The organism is Oxalicibacterium sp. (assembly GCF_057353965.1).
This window is the reverse complement of sequence record NZ_JBMQZD010000004.1, coordinates 384,623-403,205: the sequence shown is the minus strand read 5'-3', so window position 1 is coordinate 403,205 and position 18,583 is coordinate 384,623. Positions and strand designations below refer to the sequence as shown.

Sequence of the window (18,583 nt, the reverse complement as noted above, 5' to 3'; positions counted from 1 at the left end):
GGCAGCGCGAAGTTCGCTGCTTCACGCAACGCTCAGACCGCTTCCATCACCGCGCGCAGGAAACTCTGCGTGCGTTCCTGCTGCGGCGCACCGAACACCCGTTCCGGCGGCCCTTGTTCCAGTATCTTCCCTTCCGAGAAGAAGCAGACACGATCGGCGAATTCTTTCGCGAAACCCATCTGGTGCGTCACCATCAGCATCGTCAGATTGTGTTCGTCACCGAGGCGGCGGATCACGTTCAGCACTTCGCCGCACAGCTCCGGGTCCAGCGCTGACGTCACCTCGTCGAACAACATGATCTGCGGCCGCATCGCCAGTGCGCGTGCGATTGCCACGCGCTGCTGCTGGCCGCCGGAGAGCTGCGGCGGATAATGATCGAGCTTGTCGCCCAGGCCCACCATCTCCAGCAGTTCGGCGCCGCGCTCGCGCGCTTCCTTGCGCGACAGGCCGAGCACGCTGTTCGGTGCTTCGGCAACATTTTCCAGCGCCGTCATGTGCGGAAACAGGTTGAAGCTCTGGAACACCATGCCGATGCCGCGCCGCCCTTCGCGCTTGTAACGTTCGTCTGCCGGCACCAGCGCGCCGTCGCGTCCCGGCATATGCGTCAGCGACCGGCCATCGACTTCGATCACGCCGCCATCAATGCCGTCCAGCAGCATCAGCGTGCGCAACAGCGTGGATTTGCCGGAGCCGCTGGGGCCGATCAGCGCCACTTTCTCGTTGCGTTCGATATCCAGATTCAGGCCGTCCAGCACGGTCAGCGGGCCATAGCGCTTGCTGACGTCGCGAAAGCGAATCATCGGTTCCGCTGTCGCTTCCGTTGTCGTAATCATCGGCGTTGTTGTCATCATGTGCTCCTTGCCTGATTGGCCGGCAGCGCGGTGACGCGCTCCAGCCGCCGCACCAGCATCGCCGCCACGAGACTGATGCAGAGGAAGAAAATGCCGGCCATCGTGATCGGCTCCAGGTAGCGGAAACTCTGCGAGCCGATGTTTTTCGCCTGCAGCATCAGTTCGACGACGGTGATCGCCGACAGCACCGGCGTATCCTTGAACATCGCCACCAGGTAGTTGCCCAGCGCCGGCAGCACCGTGCGCAATGCCTGCGGGAGGATCACGCGGCGATAGGCGGCGAACGGCGGCAGACTCAATGCCTTGCACGCTTCCCACTGTCCGCGCGGCACCGCGTCCAGCCCGGCGCGATAGACCTCCGCCACGTAGCAGGCGTAGTGCAGCGCGATGCCGGCGATGCCAGCGGCCGTGGCCGACAGCATCAGGCCGAATTCCGGCATCACGTAGAACAGGAAATACAGCTGAATCAGCAGCGGCGTGCTGCGGATGAATTCGATCGTCGCCGTTGCCGGCCACGACAGCAGCGGAAAATGGCTGCGCCGCATCAAGGCCAAGGCGAGCCCGGCGACCAGCGCGATCGCAAAGCCGGCCAACGTGATGACGATCGTCGTCATCGCCGCCGACAGCAGGCTCGGCAGGATGCGCCACGCGAAATCGACATCGACCAGCGCTCCCATCAGCGTACGCTCCGCCCGTGCGACAGGCGGCGTGCCAGCATGCGCATCGCGACGTTGATGCATTGCGCCAACACGAAGTAGATCAGCAGCGTCAGGCCGAAGACCTCGCGGCTGAGAAAAGTAACCTGCACGATCTGGTTGGCGCGAAAGCTCAGGTCCGCCAGCGTGACCAGCGAGACCAGCGACGTTCCCTTCAGCAGTTCGATCAGCAGATTGGTGCCGGGCGGAATCGCATTCACCAGCGCCTGCGGCAGCACGATGCGCATGAAGCGGCGCCATGGCGGAATGTTCAGCGCGATGGCTGCCTCGATCTGGCCGCGCGGTACGCTGGCGAAGGCGCCGCGCATCACTTCCGCACCGTAGGCGCCGATGTGCAGGCCGAGACCGACCACGGCGACGGAGAACGGCGACATCGATACATTGAACGGCGGCAGCGGCAACACGAAGTACAGCCAGAACAGCTGCACCAGCAACGACGTGCCGCGAAAAACCTCGATATACACGTTGGCCGCCCAGCGCAGCGAACGCGCATGCGACATCTTTGCCAGCGCTGCAATCATCGCCAGCGCGATCGCCAGTAACGAGGCCAACAGCGTGATCTCGATCGTCACGCCGACGCCGCGCAGCAGCAATGGCAGGATGTCAGCAAGCATAGGCTGCCTCCTTCATCGTGCTGGCGATGCCGATCGGCACGCGACAGAAATCGTGATTCGGAAAATGCTCATTCTTCGGGAAAGTCCGCAAGCGTCCTGTCGGTCAGGTTGGAACGATCGAAGCCGAAGGGTGCAACCGTTTCCAGATGTTCGTCCGTGCCCAGCCATTGATGCATGACGCCGTTGACCGCGTCGCGCAGATCCTGATCGTCTTTGCGGAAAGCCAGTGCGCCATAACCGATATGGGAGGGATCGTCGGTGAAATCGGCGACGGCTTCGAGCCGACCGTCGCTTTTCGTCGCCATGTCTTTCATCGTCAGCGCAGTGCCGACGGCGGCATCGGCGCGCTGCGTCATCACGGCCTGGAATTGTGCGATCGTGTTCGGCACTTGCAGGATCTGTTCTTCTGCGACGCCGGCGCCGACTGCATAATCGTATTCCGCAGTGCCGGCCACGATCGCCAGCCGCAGTGCAGGATCAGCCGCGATGTCGGCATAGCTGGAAAGGTGCGCCGGATTGTCCTTCTGCACCAGCAGCGTATCGCGCATCTGGTAATGCGGATCGGCGAACAGCACCTGCTTCATGCGCGCCGGCGTGATGTACATGCCGGCGGCAATCACGTCGAAACGATGCGCCTGCAGTCCGGGGATCAGTGCGCCCCATTCGGTCAGTACCGGTTCGATCTGCGTCACGCCCAGTTGCGCAAACAAGGCCTTGGCGATTTCCGGCGATTCGCCGGTCACCTTGCCCTGCAGATCGATATAGGCGTATGGCACCTCGTTGGCAAAACCGATTCGGATGGTTCCGGTTCGCTGTGCGCGTTCCAGCGTGGTCTCGGCCGATGCCGTTCCCATCGCCCACAGCGTTGCGAGCAGGATGGCAATCTGCCATCGTCTGATGATGCGTCCGGTCATTCTCCCCCTTGCGTGCCTGTCACCGGCGCAGGCCGCCGGACAGCGGCAATGGTAGCCATCGATTTGATGCGATGTCAAATCATTCGTATTGAAATCATCTGATAGCGATCATCACGCCTTGCCGATCACATGGGCGAACATCAAGTCGAGGAAGTTACAGCCCAGCCCCGGACTGACGCCGTAATCCGGAAAAAGAGGCTGGAAAAAGAAAAAGCGGAGAAAGAAAGGAAATCAGTCTTCGGGCGTGACCGGCACCTCGGTCACCGTCTCCGGCAGCCCGGACAGGATCATCAGCTGTACGCGACGATTGCGCATGCGCCCTTCCGGCGTGTCATTGGAAGCGACAGGCTCGTTCGCCGCGTGTCCCATGGCAACCATGCGTTTCTCATCAATACCGCTGTCGATGAACAGCCGCACCACGCTGCTGGCACGTACTGCCGACAATTCCCAGTTCGACGGGAACATTGCATTGCTGATCGGCACGTTGTCGGTATGGCCTTCGACCTGAATCGCGTTATCCACCTTCGTCAGCACCTTGGCCACGGCACGCAACGCCGCTTCCGATTCCGGGCTCAGCTTCGCGTCGCCGAGCGCGAACAGCACGCTGGCGTTGATCTCGACGCTGACGCCGCGCGCACTCTGCGTTACCCGCACCTTGCCCTGGCTGATCAACGGCGCCATCGCTTTCAAAATGTCGCGCGCGATATCGGTCATCTGTGCGCGCTCGCGCTTGATTGCCGGATCGAGACGTGGCTGCGGTTGCGGCTGCGGCATCTGGATCGGCAACGGCACGATGGTGCGTACGCGTTCAGCTTCGCGAATCACCGTCGTCTTTTCGGTCGGGCCGCCGAAGGCGATACCCAGCGATTCGGAAAGCACGCGATACTTGCCCTCGTTGACCGACGAAATCGCATACATGACGACGAAGAACGCGAACAGCAGCGTGATGAAGTCGGCATACGACACCAGCCAGCGCTCGTGGTTTTCGTGTTCTTCCTCGTGCTTTTTACGTGCCATGCGGATTGCGCTCGCGAGTGGTGAACGAAGGCGCCGTCACGCCAGATAGATGTTCATCCGCTCTTCGATCAGACGCGGATTGTCGCCGGATGCAATGCCGGCAAAGGCATCGGCCAGCATTTCATGCCGGAAGACATCGCGGCTGACCAGCGCCTTGAGCTTGTTGGCGATCGGCAGGAAGACCAGGTTCGCAAAGCCGACGCCGTAGATCGTCGCCACGAAGGCGACCGCGATGCCGCTGCCCAGCTTGCTCGGATCGGACAGGTTTTCCATCACATGGATCAGGCCGATCACCGCGCCGAGAATACCGATCGTCGGCGCATAGCCGCCGGCCGATTCCCACACCTTGATCGCCAAGCGCTGCTTCGCTTCATGCGCAGCGATCTCCAGATCCAGCACTTCGCGCAGTTTCTTCGGGTCCACGCCATCCACGATCAGGCGCAGGCCATGCTCGGTAAAGGGATCGTCGATGTCGCTGATCACGCGTTCCAAGCTCAGCAAGCCTTCGCGACGCGCGATCACGCTCCAGCTGGTGACGTTGCGAATCAGCTCGACATAATCGTCATGCTTCGGCATGAAGACCTGCCCCGCCATCCGGATGCCCGCCGCGAAGTTGCTCCACCCGCTTTGCAGCAGAACCGCACCGACCGTACCGATGATGACGATGACGAAAGCCGCCGGTTGAACCAGCGAACCGATCTTGCCGCCTTCCAGAGTCTGCCCGACAAGGATGCCGCCGAGCGCCAGTATGATGCCGACTAAGCTACCCCAGTCCACGCTTTCTCCCTTAGATTGGCACGCATCCGCGCGATCGCCTGGCTATGCAGCTGCGACACACGCGATTCGGTCACACCCATGATGGCGCCGATTTCTTTTAAGTTCATTTCCTGTTCGTAGTACAGGCCCATCAATATCTTTTCCCGTTCCGGCAACGCTTCGATGGCGGCGATGACGGCTGAACGGAAACCGGAATTCATCAGACTCTGCAACGGATCGGCCGATGTGTCGGTGCAGTAGCGATCGAGGAAATGTTCGTTGTCCTCGTTGTCGTGGAAATCTTCGTAGTAGACCAGTTGATGGCCGCCGCCGTCGCTCAGCAGATCCTGGTAATCGGCCAGCGACAATTTCAACTGGCGCGCCACTTCGCTTTCATTCGGCGCACGGCCCAATTGCTGTTGCAACTGGTTCATCGCCACCTCGATCTTGCGCATGTTCTGCCGCATGCTGCGCGGCATCCAGTCGCTGCTGCGCAATTCGTCCAGCATCGCGCCGCGTATGCGTTGCACCGCATACGTTTCGAACTGTGCGCCGTGCGTCTCCTCGTAGCGGTTGACCGCGTCCAGCAAACCCATCATGCCAGCCTGGATCAGATCGTCCACTTCCACGCTGGGCGGCAGCTTGGCCTTCATCTGGTGCGCCAGCTTCTTGACCAGCGGGACATGCTCGCTGATCAGATGTTCCTTGTCGGATTTGCCGGTCGCTGTATACATTGCCATCATGCTCCGAAGCCCATCTCCCGCGCAGGCAACGCAAAGCGTTCCGCCAGTCGCCGGAACGCAACCGAAGCGCCAGCCATCGGAAAGGCGTCGATGACGGCACGGCCCAGACGCGCTGCACGCGTGACCTGCTCGTCGGTCGGCACCGAGCCGAGATCGTAGAGTTGCACGGCCAGATAACGGCTGGCTGCCTGCGCCATGTTGCGATAGACAAGATGCGCTTCCTGCTCGTCGGCACCGGTGACCAGAATGCCGAACGGGCGGCGCCCCAGCTGCGCATTCAAACGCTTGATCAGTGCATAAGCCTGTTTGATCGATGCCGCGTCCGGCGAAACCTGGATGACGATGTCGCCTGCGGCCATGGCTTCCAGCGGCAGGCCGGCATCGCCATCTTCCAGTTCCGCATCGACGATCAGCACATCCGATTGCGATGCGAGCACGCCGAAGGCATTCGTCAGACGTCGACGCTGATCGACGTCGTACATGGCTGCGTACAGCGAGCCTGCCGTCAATGCCGCAATACTGAAGCCTTGCGGCATCGTCTGCACGGCCTGATCGAACGCGCGCTGCTGACGCACGACATCCAGGAGCGTGGCCTGCAGTTCGGCGCCCATGCGGCGTGCGATGCCGTTCGCCGATGCGCAGGCATCGAGCAGCACGACCGCGCTGCCGCCTGCAGCGAGCGAGGCAGCAAGATTGACCAGCATCGTGCTTTTTTCAGCGATCGATGTGGCGGAGAGAAACGTGAAAATGCGCGGTTTCGGTCCGGCGAGCATGCGCCGCAGACCTTCGGCCTGATCACATTCGAAACTAGCCAAGAATCACCTCACGCAAACCTTTGTCTTTCATTGCCCGTGCCGTATTCGCCATCACCAGCGGGATTTCCGCTTCGTTGAACTGGAACGGTGCCGTTTCGCGCTTCAGCTTGAATGCGCGATCGACCAGATACTGCTGGCTGGCGACGTGCAGATCTTCCGGCACGCGTTGTCCGTCGGCGACGTAGTATAAGTTCAATTTCTGACGGATGACGACATCGAGTGCATTGCCAATGGTTGCAGCTTCATCCAGTTTGGTCAATATGCAGCCGGCAAGGCCATCACCCATGTACGAGCGTGCGACTTCGCTCAGCGTTTCACCGTTGGAGGTCGCATTCAGGCATAGCAGGCGCTTGACCTGGCTGCCTGCGGAAGACAGCATCGCGATCTGCTCGGCCACCATCTTGTCGCGCTGGCTGACGCCGACGGTATCGATCAGCACCGTGTGCTTGCCTTTCAGTTCATCGAGCGCGATGCGCAGATCGGCTTCGTCGCGCACCGAATGCACCATCACGCCGAGGATCTTGCCGTAGATGCGCAATTGTTCGTAGCCACCGATACGGTAACCGTCGGTCGTGATCAATGCGAGCTTGCCGGGGCCGTGGCGCATCACGCAGCGCGCAGCCAGTTTGGCGGTCGTCGTCGTCTTGCCGACACCGGTCGGTCCGACCAATGCGTAGACGCCGCCTTTTTCGAGAATCTCGTTTTCGTTGCCGATGGTCGCCAGATTGCGCATCAGCACCGACTTGATCCAGTCCATGCCGCCCTGATGCGAGACGCCTGCCGGCATGCGTTCGATCATGTAGCGCGCCAGGCTGGGGCTGAATCCTGCCGACAGCATTTCGCGCAGCGCGCTGCTCTTGGCCGGCTCGCGCTTTTGCTGTTCGCTGCTCCAGGCCAGTTCCGCCAGTTGCGTTTCCAGCATGCCGCGCATCGAGCGAATCTCGCTCATCAGCGTATCGATTTCGAGACGGCTGGCTTCAGGCACGGCGATTTCCTGCTGCGCCGGCTTGCCTGCCGGCGCCGCTACCGGAACGGCACCGATCTTTGCGGCGGCGCCGGAGAACGTCAACGGATTCGGCTGCGCGCTGGATTGCGTATTTTCCAGACGCTTGTGTTTGGGTGCCAGCACGGACAGCGTCTGCGCCGAGATCGCCGGCTTCTCGATCACTGGTTCCGCCAGCGAAGCCATGTCTTCGCCGGCCAATGCCAGAATCTCGACGCCGGCATCCACCGTGCGATTGGAGAGGATCACCGCGTCCGGGCCCAGCGTTTCGCGAACCATGCGCCACGCTTCCCGCGATGTCGATGCAGTGAATTTTCTGACGTTCATACCTGTCCTCCAACTAAGCTAGTTACTCTGATCGTTTTCGAATCCGGCACCTCGGCGTGCGAAAGCACCTTCAATTGCGGCAACGTGCGGCGCAGGAAGCGCGACAGCAGCGTTCTCAGTTGCGCCGGCACCAACAGCACCGGCGTCAATCCCATTTTTTCCTGCTGCTGCGTGGCAGCCTCGGCCTGTGCGGCGATCGTGTCGGCAAGTCCCGGCTCGATACCGCCGCCTTCAGGACCGCTCGATTGCAGCGCCTGCATCAGCAGACGTTCGAGACGATTGTCCAGCGTCATCACCGACAGTTCGTTGGTGGACGGGAACAGCTGCTGCACGATGGCGCGGCCCAGCGCGATACGCACCTGCGCGGTCAGTTCGTTGACGTCCTGCGTGTAAGCCGCGTGTTCGGTCATCGTCTCGATGATGGTTTGCATGTCGCGGATGTGTACGCCTTCGGCCAGCAGGTTCTGCAGCACTTTCTGCACGGTGGACAGCGGCACCAACTTCGGCGTCAAATCTTCCACCAGCTTCGGCGATTCCTTCGTCAGATGATCCAGCAGTTGCTGCACTTCGTGGCGGCCCAGCAGTTCGGCCGCATGCGTGGTGATCAGGTGATTCAGGTGCGTGGCGACGACGGTGCCGGCATCGACCACGGTGTAACCCATGCCCTGCGCCTGTTCGCGCAGGTTTGCATCGATCCAGGTTGCCGGCAGGCCGAACGCCGGATCGCTGGTGACGGGACCCGGCAGTTGGCCACTGACCATGCCCGGATTGATCGCCAGGAACTGGCCTGCATTCGCTTCGCCGCTGCCGACTTCCACGCCCTTCAGTGTGATGCGATAGGCGGACGGCTTCAGTTCGAGGTTGTCGCGGATATGTACGGACGGCGACAGAAAGCCGACTTCCTGCGCGAATTTCTTGCGGATACCCTTGATGCGGCGCAGCAGTTCGCCGTTCTGAGCCTTGTCCACCAGCGGGATCAGGCGATAGCCGACTTCCAGGCCCAGCGTATCGACCTGCACGATGTCCTTCCAGCTGGCCTCCTCCATTTCCGGCGGCGCAGTCGGCGGTGCGGCGACTTCCGCTTCCATTTCCGGCGCCTTTTTCAGGCGCTGTTCCAGCATGTAGCCGGCACCACCGATGACGGCAGCCAGGAACAGGAAGGCGATGTGCGGCATGCCCGGGATTGCGCCCATGCCGCCGACGATGGCGGCCGTGATGTACAGCACCTGCGGCTTGGCGAACAACTGGCCGAACAGCTGACCGCCGATGTCCTGCTCGCTGGCCACGCGCGAGACGATGATGCCGGCCGCGGTCGAAATGATCAGCGACGGAATCTGCGCGACCAGGCCATCACCGATCGCCAGCAGCGTGTAGTTTTCCAGCGCGTCACCGAAGACCATGTCGTGCTGGATCATGCCGACGATCAAGCCGCCGACGATGTTGACCAGCGTGACGATAATGCCGGCGATGGCGTCGCCGCGCACGTATTTGCTGGCACCGTCCATCGCACCGTAGAACTCGGCTTCCTGCGCGACTTGCGTGCGGCGCAGTCGTGCCTCCTGTTCGCCGATCAGGCCGGCATTCAGGTCGGCATCGATCGCCATCTGCTTGCCCGGCATCGCATCCAGTGCGAAACGCGCGCCAACTTCCGCAATACGGCCAGCGCCCTTGGTGACGACGGTGAAGTTGATGATGGTCAGGATGATGAAGACGACGATACCGACCGTGTAGTTGCCGCCGATCAGGAAGTGGCCGAAGGCTTCGATCACCTTGCCGGCCGCATCCGGACCGGTGTGGCCATGCGTCAGCACCACACGGGTGGACGCGACGTTCAGCGACAGACGCAACATCGTGCTGACCAGCAGCACGGTCGGGAACACCATGAAGTCCAGCGGCTTGACTGTGTATAGCGCCGTCAGCAGCACGATGATTGACAACGCGATGTTGAAGCTGAAGAACATGTCGAGCACGATTGCCGGCAGCGGCAGCACCATCATCGACAGCATCATGATGATGAGGATCGGCGCGGCGATCGCTTTGGAATTCGGGCCCGACAGCCAGGCCGGCAATCTCAGACTGTTCATTGTGGCAAGCCGTTGCTATCCGCATCTTCGGCGGAAGGGTTGAGGGGATCGAGCTGCGGCGGCACGTCCAGATCGGTCGGCGCTTCCGGCCGCATGCCGCCATGCTTGCTGTAGGCACGCAGCTGGAATACGTAGGCCAGCACTTCGGCCACCGCGATGTACAGCGATTCGGGAATCTCGTCACCGAGGTCAGCATGGCGATACAGCGCACGCGCCAGTGGCGGCGCTTCCAGCAGGACCACGTTGTTTTCGGCGGCGATTTCGCGGATCTTCGCGGCGACTTCGTCCGCACCCTTGGCGACGACGCGCGGCGCGCGCATGCCGGTTTCCGAATACTTGAGTGCGACCGCGAAGTGAGTCGGGTTGGTGACGACGACATCGGCGGTCGGCACTTCGGCCATCATGCGACGGCGCGCCATCTCACGCTGCTGCTGGCGAATCTTGGCCTTGATTTCCGGATTGCCGTCGGACTCCTTCATTTCCTGCTTCAGCTCCTGACGCGACATCATCAGCTTCTTCGCGTGCTGCCACATCTGGTACGGCGCATCGATCGCCGCGATCAGGATCAATCCGCTGACGATGAACATGAAACTGGCCAGCAGCAGCTGGCCGACGTGTTCGGCGCCACTCTGGAGCGGCTCCACGCTCAGCGCCATCACGGCGTCGATCTCGTAGCGCACCACCATCCACGCGATCCAGCCGACCAGGATGGTCTTGCCGATCGCCTTCAGCAATTCGACCAGCGCGCGGACCGAAAACATGTTGCCGATACCCTTGATCGGGTTCATGCGGCCGAAATTCGGCTGTAGCGCCTTGGCGCTGAACAGCCAGCCGCCGATCAGCAGCGGCGACATCAATGCGACGACGATCAGCACCAGTGCAACCGGTGCAAAAGCGATAAGCAGATCGACAAGATGGACCGCCGAACGCTCAAACAGCAGGTTCATGTCGTAAGCCATGTCGCGGTCGAACGACAGTCCCGCGGCCAGCATCGCGTTCAATTCCTTGATCAGGTGGCCGCCGGTGAACCAGAAAGCGGCGCCTGCGCCCAGCAGCAGCGTGCAGGGCGCCAGCTCGCGCGAACGCGGAACGTCACCCTCTTCACGCGCCTGCTCCAGCTTGCGCGGCGACGCGGGTTCCGTCTTTTCGAGATCACTTTCTTCAGCCAAGGCCGACTCCTGAACCGATCCGGCCGGCATCGGGATGACGCCATACGGACCAATGGAGTGGATTATTGGTCAGAAAGCTGTTGCACCATCGAAAGAATAAGGTGGAAAACTCCCCGCTTTTAACCGTCTGCGCAGGGAGTTTCGAGGAGAACGGGCGTCAGAGCTTGATGCCCTGCGCCCAGGCCAGTGCGGCCAGATGGGCTTCATTGACGCGGCGGGCGCTGATGAACAAGGCGTCCGCCAGCGCGGAGACATCGCCGTTGCCGGCTTCGCAGGCTTCGGCCAGCGCCAGGAACGGACCGTACATGCCGTCGCGCGTCAGCAGCGCCTGCGATACCGCGTCGGACAGATGCACTTTTGCCAGCACTTCGGTCATCGGCAGACCGAGCAGGCGGTCCAGCAACGAGAACATGCCGACTACGAACAGATTTTCCGCCTCGTTCTTCGGCAGGATGCCGTGCGCCGCCAGCTCGGCGAAACGCCCGCGCACGATGGCGGTCTGCATCAATACCGCGCCGTGGCTGTTGGTGCTCGCCGTGGCCAGCAGCAACGACAGCCAGCGATACAGCGGCGAATAGCCGAGCATCGTGACGGCATGGCGCAGCGACTGGATTTCCGCGCCGAGGCCGAAGCCGGCGTTGTTGATGTATCGAAACAGCTTGTACGACAGCCCGGCGTCCCGTTTCATAACGTCTTCCAGCTGGCGCACGTCGGCATTCTGCTGAACCATTTCCATCAACTGAACGATGATGAGCTGTGCCGAATTCAGTTCCTTGCGCTCCTGGCCGGGGCGCGGCTGCGCGTACACATTGCCGAGGAAAACGTGCATGCCAGCCGCCATGCAGGCATCGAATTCCTCCCAGCCGGCCAGGTTGCGGGCGACGATCTTCACGCCGGCAGCCTTGAAATCGGTACGCGACAGCGTACGGGCATGCGATTCCTCGTTGCCGAACGGCCCTTCGACGTAGTTGACGACAGACAGCAACGGACTGCCGAGCGGAAGCTCATCGGCATTGCACAGCGAAATGCCGTAACCGCGCTGACGTAATTCCTGCACTCGCTTCAACGTGTCGCTGTCCGACAGATCGGCTGCAGTCAAGCGAAACACCGTGCCTTTGGCCGGCAAGGTTTCGACGGCATCCGAAGCAATCACCGCAGGCGTCGTTTCGAAGAACAGCACACCGTCGCCGTACAGGCTGGCCGCTTCGTCACTTTCCAGTTGAGATGCGACGAAGGTCAGCAATTCCTGCAGCTCGTCATCGCTCGCCATGCCGCTGCTCGTCCCGCCGTCATGCCAGGACAGTTCGTAACCCTGAATCTGCTTCGCCGCGTTAAGCAGCGGTTCACGCACAATGAATCTTGTTTCTGACATGGGAATCAATACTGAAGAATCGAAAAACGGAAACCGGAAAATTCGATAAACCGCTCACGCCGGCAGTGCATCGGCGCGCGGACAACGAACAAGGGAAATGGCAGACAGGAAGCCGAACCGGCAGTCGAACAAGAGAGGCGAATGACGGAAGGCTGCGCAAGCGGCTTCACGCAAAGCGTGTTATCGGCATGGCGACGATTCGCAGATGCGCACATCGGCAGCATTCGCACTCCCCTTGATGCCGTGTCGTGAACAGACACGGCGAAGGCCGCTCAGGCCCCGCCCATTTTTTCGAAGATCTTTGCCAGCTTTTCGTCCAGCGTGGCAGCGGTGAACGGCTTGACCACGTAGCCGTTTGCACCGGCCTGTGCGGCCGCAATGATGTTTTCCTTCTTGGCCTCGGCAGTCACCATCAGCACGGGAAGCTTGGACAGTGCAGGATCGGCACGAATCTGCTGCAGCATCGTCAGGCCGTCCATGTTCGGCATGTTCCAGTCGGAAACAACGAAGTCGAACTGCTCGGAACGCAGCTTGGCCAGCGCCATCGCGCCGTCTTCCGCTTCGTCGACATTCGTATAGCCCAATTCCTTCAGCAGATTGCGAACAATGCGACGCATTGTTGAAAAATCATCAACTACGAGAAATTTGGTGTTTGGACCTGCCATGAATTGCTCCGTTCTTCCTTAATCAGTTCCGATCCCGAACAGGGTCTGCAATATTTCACACCGCTATTATGCACCGAGGAAGCCGTCTAACTTCCAAAATAATGATGCCGTACGGCAATTTTTTAAACGCGTAATGCCCGGCTGCTGTTTGCCGCCAGATAACCGAGCACCATTCCCGGCAATGCCTGCAAAGCGCCGACTTCATGTGTGGCGCCGACTGCAATCGCTTCGCGCGGCATACCGAACACGACGCACGAGGCTTCGTCCTGCGCAAAATTGTAGGCGCCGGCATTTTTCATCTCCAGCATGCCGAGCGCGCCATCCTTGCCCATGCCGGTCAGAATCACACCGACCGCATTCTTGCCCGCATGCGCAGCCGCAGAACGGAACAGCACGTCGACAGACGGGCGATGCCGGTTCACCGGTTCGCCATGATCCAGTTGCGTCATGTAGTTGGCGCCGCTGCGGATCAACTGCAGATGCGAATGGCCAGGCGCCAGATAGGCATGGCCGGGCAATACGCGCTCGTTGCCTTCGGCTTCCTTGACGCTGATCTTGCACAGATTGTCGAGCCGCTGCGCGAAGGATTTGGTGAAGCCAGGCGGCATATGCTGCGTGATCAGGATGCCGGGGCAATCGGACGGCATCTGCACCAGGAAATCCTTGATCGCCTCGGTACCGCCGGTCGATGCGCCGATGATGATCAGCTTTTCGCTACTGGTCAGCGGATTGCGGATCGCCGGCAGCACGCCATCGCCACCTGGCTTTTGTTGATCGTGCGGTGCCACCGTACGCGACTTGAGACGTGCCTTCGACGCCGCGCGGATCTTGTCCGAGATCATCTCCGTGTATTCGAGCATGCCGCTCTGAATCGACATCTTCGGCTTGGTGACGAAATCGACAGCACCCAGCTCCAGAGCGCGCAACGTGATTTCCGAACCGCGCTCGGTCAGCGAAGACACCATAACGACCGGCATCGGGCGCAGCCGCATCAGCTTCTCGAGGAAATCCAGCCCGTCCATACGCGGCATTTCCACATCCAGCGTCAGCACGTCCGGATTGGTCTGCTTGATCAGCTCGCGCGCGATGATCGGATCCGGTGCGACGCCGACCACTTCCATGTCCGGCTGGCTATTGATGATTTCCTTCATCACGCCTCGGATCAGCGCGGAATCGTCGACGACGACGACCTTGATTTTCATGCTGCCACTCCAGCAGAATGTTGATTGTTCATTGTTTCAAGAAAAAAGTTCGACATCGCCGCCAACATTTTGCGACTGCAAGCGATTTGCGTAATCCTGCTCGCGGTTGACCAGCGTGTTGTTGTTCAGCTGGCGCAGCTTCTTGACCAGCACCTTGCCGCTGCGCGGGAAGTAATACACTTTGCGCGGATGGATGTCATTGAGGTCCTCGGCGGCAATGCGAATGTTTTCCGTCTTCAGGAAATTGCGGACGAACTGCGCATTGCGCTCGCCGACGTTCATCGCGACGAAGCCGCGCAGCACGGCACCGCCGCCAAAAACCTTGGCCTCCAGATTTTCCCGTCTGGCGCCCGCCTTCAGCAAATCGTTGATCAGGATTTCCATCGCATAAGTGCCGTAGCGCGCCGATGCGGAAACCGGGCTGTCCGCATCGCCGTCCGGCAGCATGAAATGGTTCATGCCGCCCACACCGCTGACGCGATCGCGTATGCAGGCTGACACACAGGACCCCAGCACCGTCACGATCACCATGTCCTTGCCGGTGTAGTAGTACTCGCCCGGCAGGATTTTGGCGGCATCGCAATCGAATGTGCGGTCGTAGTAGACGTTGGTCGCGAAATGCTCTTTGATCGATTCATTCATGCGTTCAACCTCACGCGCGGCGCGGAATGGCGCTTTCCGCTTTCCTGTTGCGATCCAGCTCGTACACGGTCTTGCCGCGCAGCTTGAAGGCATCGGAAACGTACAGGAAGTTTTCCGAATGCCCGGCGAACAGCAGGCCGTCTTCCTTCATCATCGGCGCAAAACGATTGAGTATCCTGCCCTGCGTCGGCTTGTCGAAATAGATCATCACATTGCGGCAGAAGATCACGTCGAACGGCCCCGACACGCCCCATTGATCGGCCAGCAGGTTTACCTGCTTGAAGGTGATCATCTGGCGCAGTTCCGGACGCACACGCACCAATCCTTCACGCGCGCCTTTGCCGCGCAGGAAGAAACGCTTGGCGCGCTCCGGTTCCATCTTGTCGATGCGGTCGATCGAATAGATGCCATTGGCGCCGGTGTTCAACACGTTCGTGTCGATGTCGGTCGCGATGATGCGTACCGGCGGCGTCAGCGTGTTGTAGGCTTCGCAGGCCGTCATCGCAATCGAATACGGTTCTTCGCCGGTCGATGCGGCGGAACACCAGATCTCGATGGGCTCACGCCCTTTCCGCTTCATGTGCTCGGCGAGGATGGGGAAATGATGCGCCTCACGGAAGAACGACGTCAGGTTCGTCGTCAGCGCATTGGTGAACGCCTCCCACTCGTCGGCGTCGCCGCCCTGCTCCAGTCTGTCCAGATAGGAGGTAAACGAATCGATGCCGGTCGCGCGCAACCGGCGCGCCAGGCGGCTATAGACCATTTCCTGCTTGCTTTCGGCAAGCGCGATACCGGCACGCTTGTGAATCAGCGCCCGCACGCGTTCAAAATCGCGTGGTGTGAAATCGAATTCCTTGACGCCTTCCGCGCGCCCTTGCATGCCTGCTTTCATCGTCCGATATCCTTCATGCTTGCATCGTTTCAGCAGACACCCGCACCGCCCATCCGTCTATCCGGATTTATTAGGCGGCGATCTTCTCGATCAATCCCATTTCCGAGCTGGACATCAGCTTGTCGATATCCACCAGGATCAGCATGCGCTGGTCCAGCGTGCCCAGACCGATCAGGTAATCGGTGTTCAGCGCCGTACCCATTTCGGGAGCCGGCTTGATCTGCTCCGGCGACAGCGTGATCACGTCGGAGACGCTGTCCACCACCATGCCGACCACGCGCCCGCCGATGTTAAGGATGATCACGACAGTAAACTGATCATAGGTCGGCTCGCCCAGATTGAACTTGATGCGCATGTCGACGATCGGCACGATGATGCCGCGCAGGTTGACCACACCCTTGACGAACTCCGGCGCATTCGCAATGCGCGTGACGGTTTCATAGCCGCGGATTTCCTGCACTTTCAGGATGTCGATGCCGTACTCTTCCTTGCCGAGCGTGAAGGCGAGAAACTCGTTGCCGGTTTCCGCGCCGCTTCTGTTGTCTTGGTTTTGAATCATGTTGATTCTCCTCTTCAGGAATAAATGGATTCGTCGCTCAGTTGGCGACTTGAACGCAACAATGCTGCCACATCGATGATCAGCGAAACGCCGCCGTCACCCAGAATCGTGGCGCCCGATATACCTGCCACTTTACGATAATTCGACTCGAGATTCTTCACCACGACCTGCTGCTGGCCGACCAATTCGTCGATAAACAACGCTGCCTTGCGACCGTCGGATTCCAGAATGACAATAATGCCTTCCGACGGATCGGAAAAACGCGGCACGACATCGAAGATCTTGTACAACGGGATCAACGGCAGATAGTCGCCGCGCACCTTGACGACCCTGCCCTGTCCGGTGATCTCCTTGACATCGTCCGGTGCCGGCTGCAACGACTCGACGACATAGCCAAGCGGCAGGATATAGATTTCATCGCCGACGCGGATCGACATGCCATCCAGGATCGCCAGCGTCAACGGTAGCGAAATCGAGATGGTGGTACCAAAGCCCTTCATCGAACGGATGTCGATCGCACCGCCCATCGACGTGATGTTGCGCTTGACGACGTCCATGCCGACGCCGCGTCCCGAAACATCGGTCACCGTCTCCGCCGTGGAAAAACCCGGCGAGAAAATCAGTTGCCACACATCTTCGTCAGGCATGTCGTCCGACACCGGCATTTCCTGCTGCCGCGCCTTGGCGAGAATCCTGTCGCGATTCAGGCCACCGCCGTCGTCGCTGACCTCGATGATGATATTGCCGCCCTGATGCGCAGCGGACAGCGACAACTGCCCGGCCTGCGCCTTGCCTGCGACAACACGGGCTTCCGGCATTTCGATGCCGTGATCGATGCTGTTGCGCACCAGATGCGTCAGCGGGTCGACGATGCGTTCGATGAGTCCCTTGTCCAGTTCGGTCGCGGCGCCATGCGTGACGAAATCCACCTTCTTGCCGAGCTTGGCTGCCAGATCGCGCACCATGCGTGGGAAACGGGAAAACACGTAGTCCATCGGCATCATGCGGATGGACATCACTGCTTCCTGCAGATCGCGCGTATTGCGCGTCAACTGCGAGATGCTCTCTAGCAGGCGTTCGTTCGCGATGGGATCGAGCGTTCCGCTACGCTGTTCGATCATGGCCTGCGTGATCACCAGCTCGCCGACCAGGTTGATCAGTTGATCGACTTTCTCGATACCGACGCGGATCGACGAGGATTCGGCGCTGACGGCAGAGCGTTCTTCGCGCTTGGGGTTCGTCGCCTTGGGATTGCCCGCAGCAGTGACGGCAGCGCCTTTCGCGGACGACGCTTCACGTTGCGCGTCGTACTGCGCTTCGGGTTCTTCCTCGTCATCGGCCTTCTTCACATCCTGATCCGGCAAAGGCTTCGGCACGAACGGCGGGAAGAAACCATAACCTTGTGCTTCTTCCTTCGCCTTGTGTTCCGATTCCGCGATCGCCGAATGCAGCGGCTCGAAGAAACCGTAACCCTGCTCCGCCTCGATACGGCGACGATCGTCGATCGAGCGATCCAGTCCCTCGTACGGTGCCGGTACCGCTTCCTCCGTAATGACCAGTTCCTTCGGGTCCAGAATGAAGGAGCAGATTGCGACGATACTGTCAGGCCCTTCCTGCGTGGTCAGCGTAAAAACCGTACGCTGGTCGTCCAGCGTCGCCCTGCTGATATCGCCCAGCAATCCCAGTTCCGCAGCCAGTGCTTCCACATCGCGCGGCGTGACTGGCGGCATTTCGATCCGGAAGCGACGGTCGACATGCCCGGCCGCAGCATGTGCGTCGGGCAGCGACGTATTAGGCACGGTCACCGGTATACCATCCTTTTGCGACAGCGATTCCAGCATCATCCGCACATTGGCGACGGCATCGAGATCGACATCGGTGTGCAGGCGATGTCCATCCAGCTGCATCTTCAGGATGTCCTTGGCCGACAGGAATGCGTCCACGTGGTCGGACGTCAGCGCCATTTCGCCCTGGCGGATCTTGTCCAGCAAGGTTTCCAGCACGTGTGTCACTTCCGTCAAATCGGTGATGCCGAACGTGGCAGCGCCACCCTTGATCGAATGCGCGGCACGGAAAATCGCGTTCAGATCTTCCGGATCCGGCGCTGCCGCATCGACGGCAAGCAGCAGCTTTTCCATCTCCGCCAGCAGTTCTTCGGTTTCGTCGAAGAACACCTGGTAGAACTGGCTCATGTCGATGCTCATCGCTCTGCTCCGTTATCCGTGTTCGTGCCTGGCATGCC

18 protein-coding genes are annotated in these 18,583 nt (G+C 60.5%); all 18 read right to left on the bottom strand.

Features of this window, described 5'->3' with window-relative positions:
• Positions 1–32 precede the first annotated feature (32 nt).
• The 18 genes from ehuA to cheA all read right to left on the bottom strand — a co-directional run bounded on the left by ehuA (position 33) and on the right by cheA (position 18,545).
• Positions 33–851 (bottom strand): ectoine/hydroxyectoine ABC transporter ATP-binding protein EhuA, encoded by an 819-nt coding sequence (gene ehuA / locus ACO1VH_RS08340; RefSeq protein ID WP_486244036.1) that lies wholly within the window; start codon positions 849–851, stop codon positions 33–35.
• Complete coding sequence (gene ehuD, locus ACO1VH_RS08335) at positions 848–1,528, bottom strand: ectoine/hydroxyectoine ABC transporter permease subunit EhuD (RefSeq protein ID WP_486244233.1); 681 nt, start codon at positions 1,526–1,528, stop codon at positions 848–850. Before ehuD ends, ehuA begins: the two co-directional genes overlap by 4 nt.
• A complete protein-coding gene (gene ehuC / locus ACO1VH_RS08330; protein WP_486244035.1) occupies positions 1,528–2,181 on the bottom strand; it encodes an ectoine/hydroxyectoine ABC transporter permease subunit EhuC in 654 nt (217 codons plus the stop codon). The genes ehuD and ehuC overlap by 1 nt, the downstream gene beginning before the upstream one ends.
• Before the next feature lie 68 nt (positions 2,182–2,249).
• A complete protein-coding gene (ehuB, locus tag ACO1VH_RS08325) occupies positions 2,250–3,095 on the bottom strand; it encodes an ectoine/hydroxyectoine ABC transporter substrate-binding protein EhuB (RefSeq protein WP_486244034.1) in 846 nt (281 codons plus the stop codon).
• Between the two features lie 231 nt (positions 3,096–3,326).
• Positions 3,327–4,112 (bottom strand): flagellar motor protein MotD, encoded by a 786-nt coding sequence (gene motD, locus ACO1VH_RS08320; RefSeq protein WP_486244033.1) that lies wholly within the window; start codon positions 4,110–4,112, stop codon positions 3,327–3,329.
• Between the two features lie 36 nt (positions 4,113–4,148).
• Positions 4,149–4,889: a flagellar motor protein gene (locus ACO1VH_RS08315; RefSeq protein ID WP_486244032.1), complete on the bottom strand. Its 741-nt coding sequence runs from the start codon at positions 4,887–4,889 to the stop codon at positions 4,149–4,151.
• On the bottom strand, positions 4,871–5,602 hold the full coding sequence (locus tag ACO1VH_RS08310) for an RNA polymerase sigma factor FliA (protein ID WP_486244031.1): 732 nt from the start codon (positions 5,600–5,602) through the stop codon (positions 4,871–4,873). Before ACO1VH_RS08310 ends, ACO1VH_RS08315 begins: the two co-directional genes overlap by 19 nt.
• Positions 5,603–5,607: 5 nt before the next feature.
• Positions 5,608–6,426 carry a MinD/ParA family ATP-binding protein gene (locus ACO1VH_RS08305; RefSeq protein ID WP_486244030.1) on the bottom strand — a complete coding sequence of 273 codons (819 nt, stop codon included), beginning with the start codon at positions 6,424–6,426 and terminating at the stop codon, positions 5,608–5,610.
• The gene (gene flhF, locus ACO1VH_RS08300; RefSeq protein ID WP_486244029.1) at positions 6,419–7,756 is read right to left on the bottom strand and encodes a flagellar biosynthesis GTPase FlhF; all 1,338 of its coding nucleotides are present in this window, start codon (positions 7,754–7,756) and stop codon (positions 6,419–6,421) included. Before flhF ends, ACO1VH_RS08305 begins: the two co-directional genes overlap by 8 nt.
• Positions 7,753–9,840 (bottom strand): flagellar biosynthesis protein FlhA, encoded by a 2,088-nt coding sequence (flhA, locus tag ACO1VH_RS08295; protein WP_486244028.1) that lies wholly within the window; start codon positions 9,838–9,840, stop codon positions 7,753–7,755. The genes flhF and flhA overlap by 4 nt, the downstream gene beginning before the upstream one ends.
• The gene (gene flhB, locus ACO1VH_RS08290) at positions 9,837–11,009 is read right to left on the bottom strand and encodes a flagellar biosynthesis protein FlhB (RefSeq protein WP_486244027.1); all 1,173 of its coding nucleotides are present in this window, start codon (positions 11,007–11,009) and stop codon (positions 9,837–9,839) included. The genes flhA and flhB overlap by 4 nt, the downstream gene beginning before the upstream one ends.
• 157 nt (positions 11,010–11,166) lie before the next feature.
• A complete protein-coding gene (locus ACO1VH_RS08285; protein ID WP_486244026.1) occupies positions 11,167–12,381 on the bottom strand; it encodes an EAL and HDOD domain-containing protein in 1,215 nt (404 codons plus the stop codon).
• 272 nt (positions 12,382–12,653) lie between these two features.
• Positions 12,654–13,046, bottom strand: a complete 393-nt coding sequence (gene cheY, locus ACO1VH_RS08280) for a chemotaxis response regulator CheY (protein ID WP_486244025.1) — start codon at positions 13,044–13,046, stop codon at positions 12,654–12,656.
• Positions 13,047–13,168: 122 nt separating this feature from the next.
• Positions 13,169–14,248, bottom strand: a complete 1,080-nt coding sequence (locus tag ACO1VH_RS08275) for a protein-glutamate methylesterase/protein-glutamine glutaminase (RefSeq protein WP_486244024.1) — start codon at positions 14,246–14,248, stop codon at positions 13,169–13,171.
• A gap of 36 nt (positions 14,249–14,284) precedes the next feature.
• Complete coding sequence (gene cheD, locus ACO1VH_RS08270; RefSeq protein WP_486244023.1) at positions 14,285–14,890, bottom strand: chemoreceptor glutamine deamidase CheD; 606 nt, start codon at positions 14,888–14,890, stop codon at positions 14,285–14,287.
• Between the two features lie 10 nt (positions 14,891–14,900).
• Complete coding sequence (locus ACO1VH_RS08265) at positions 14,901–15,782, bottom strand: CheR family methyltransferase (protein ID WP_486244022.1); 882 nt, start codon at positions 15,780–15,782, stop codon at positions 14,901–14,903.
• Between the two features lie 70 nt (positions 15,783–15,852).
• Positions 15,853–16,341 (bottom strand): chemotaxis protein CheW, encoded by a 489-nt coding sequence (locus tag ACO1VH_RS08260; RefSeq protein ID WP_486244021.1) that lies wholly within the window; start codon positions 16,339–16,341, stop codon positions 15,853–15,855.
• A 14-nt stretch (positions 16,342–16,355) separates the two neighbouring features.
• Positions 16,356–18,545, bottom strand: coding sequence for a chemotaxis protein CheA (gene cheA / locus ACO1VH_RS08255; RefSeq protein WP_486244020.1), 2,190 nt, complete (start codon positions 18,543–18,545; stop codon positions 16,356–16,358).
• Positions 18,546–18,583: the final 38 nt, after the last annotated feature.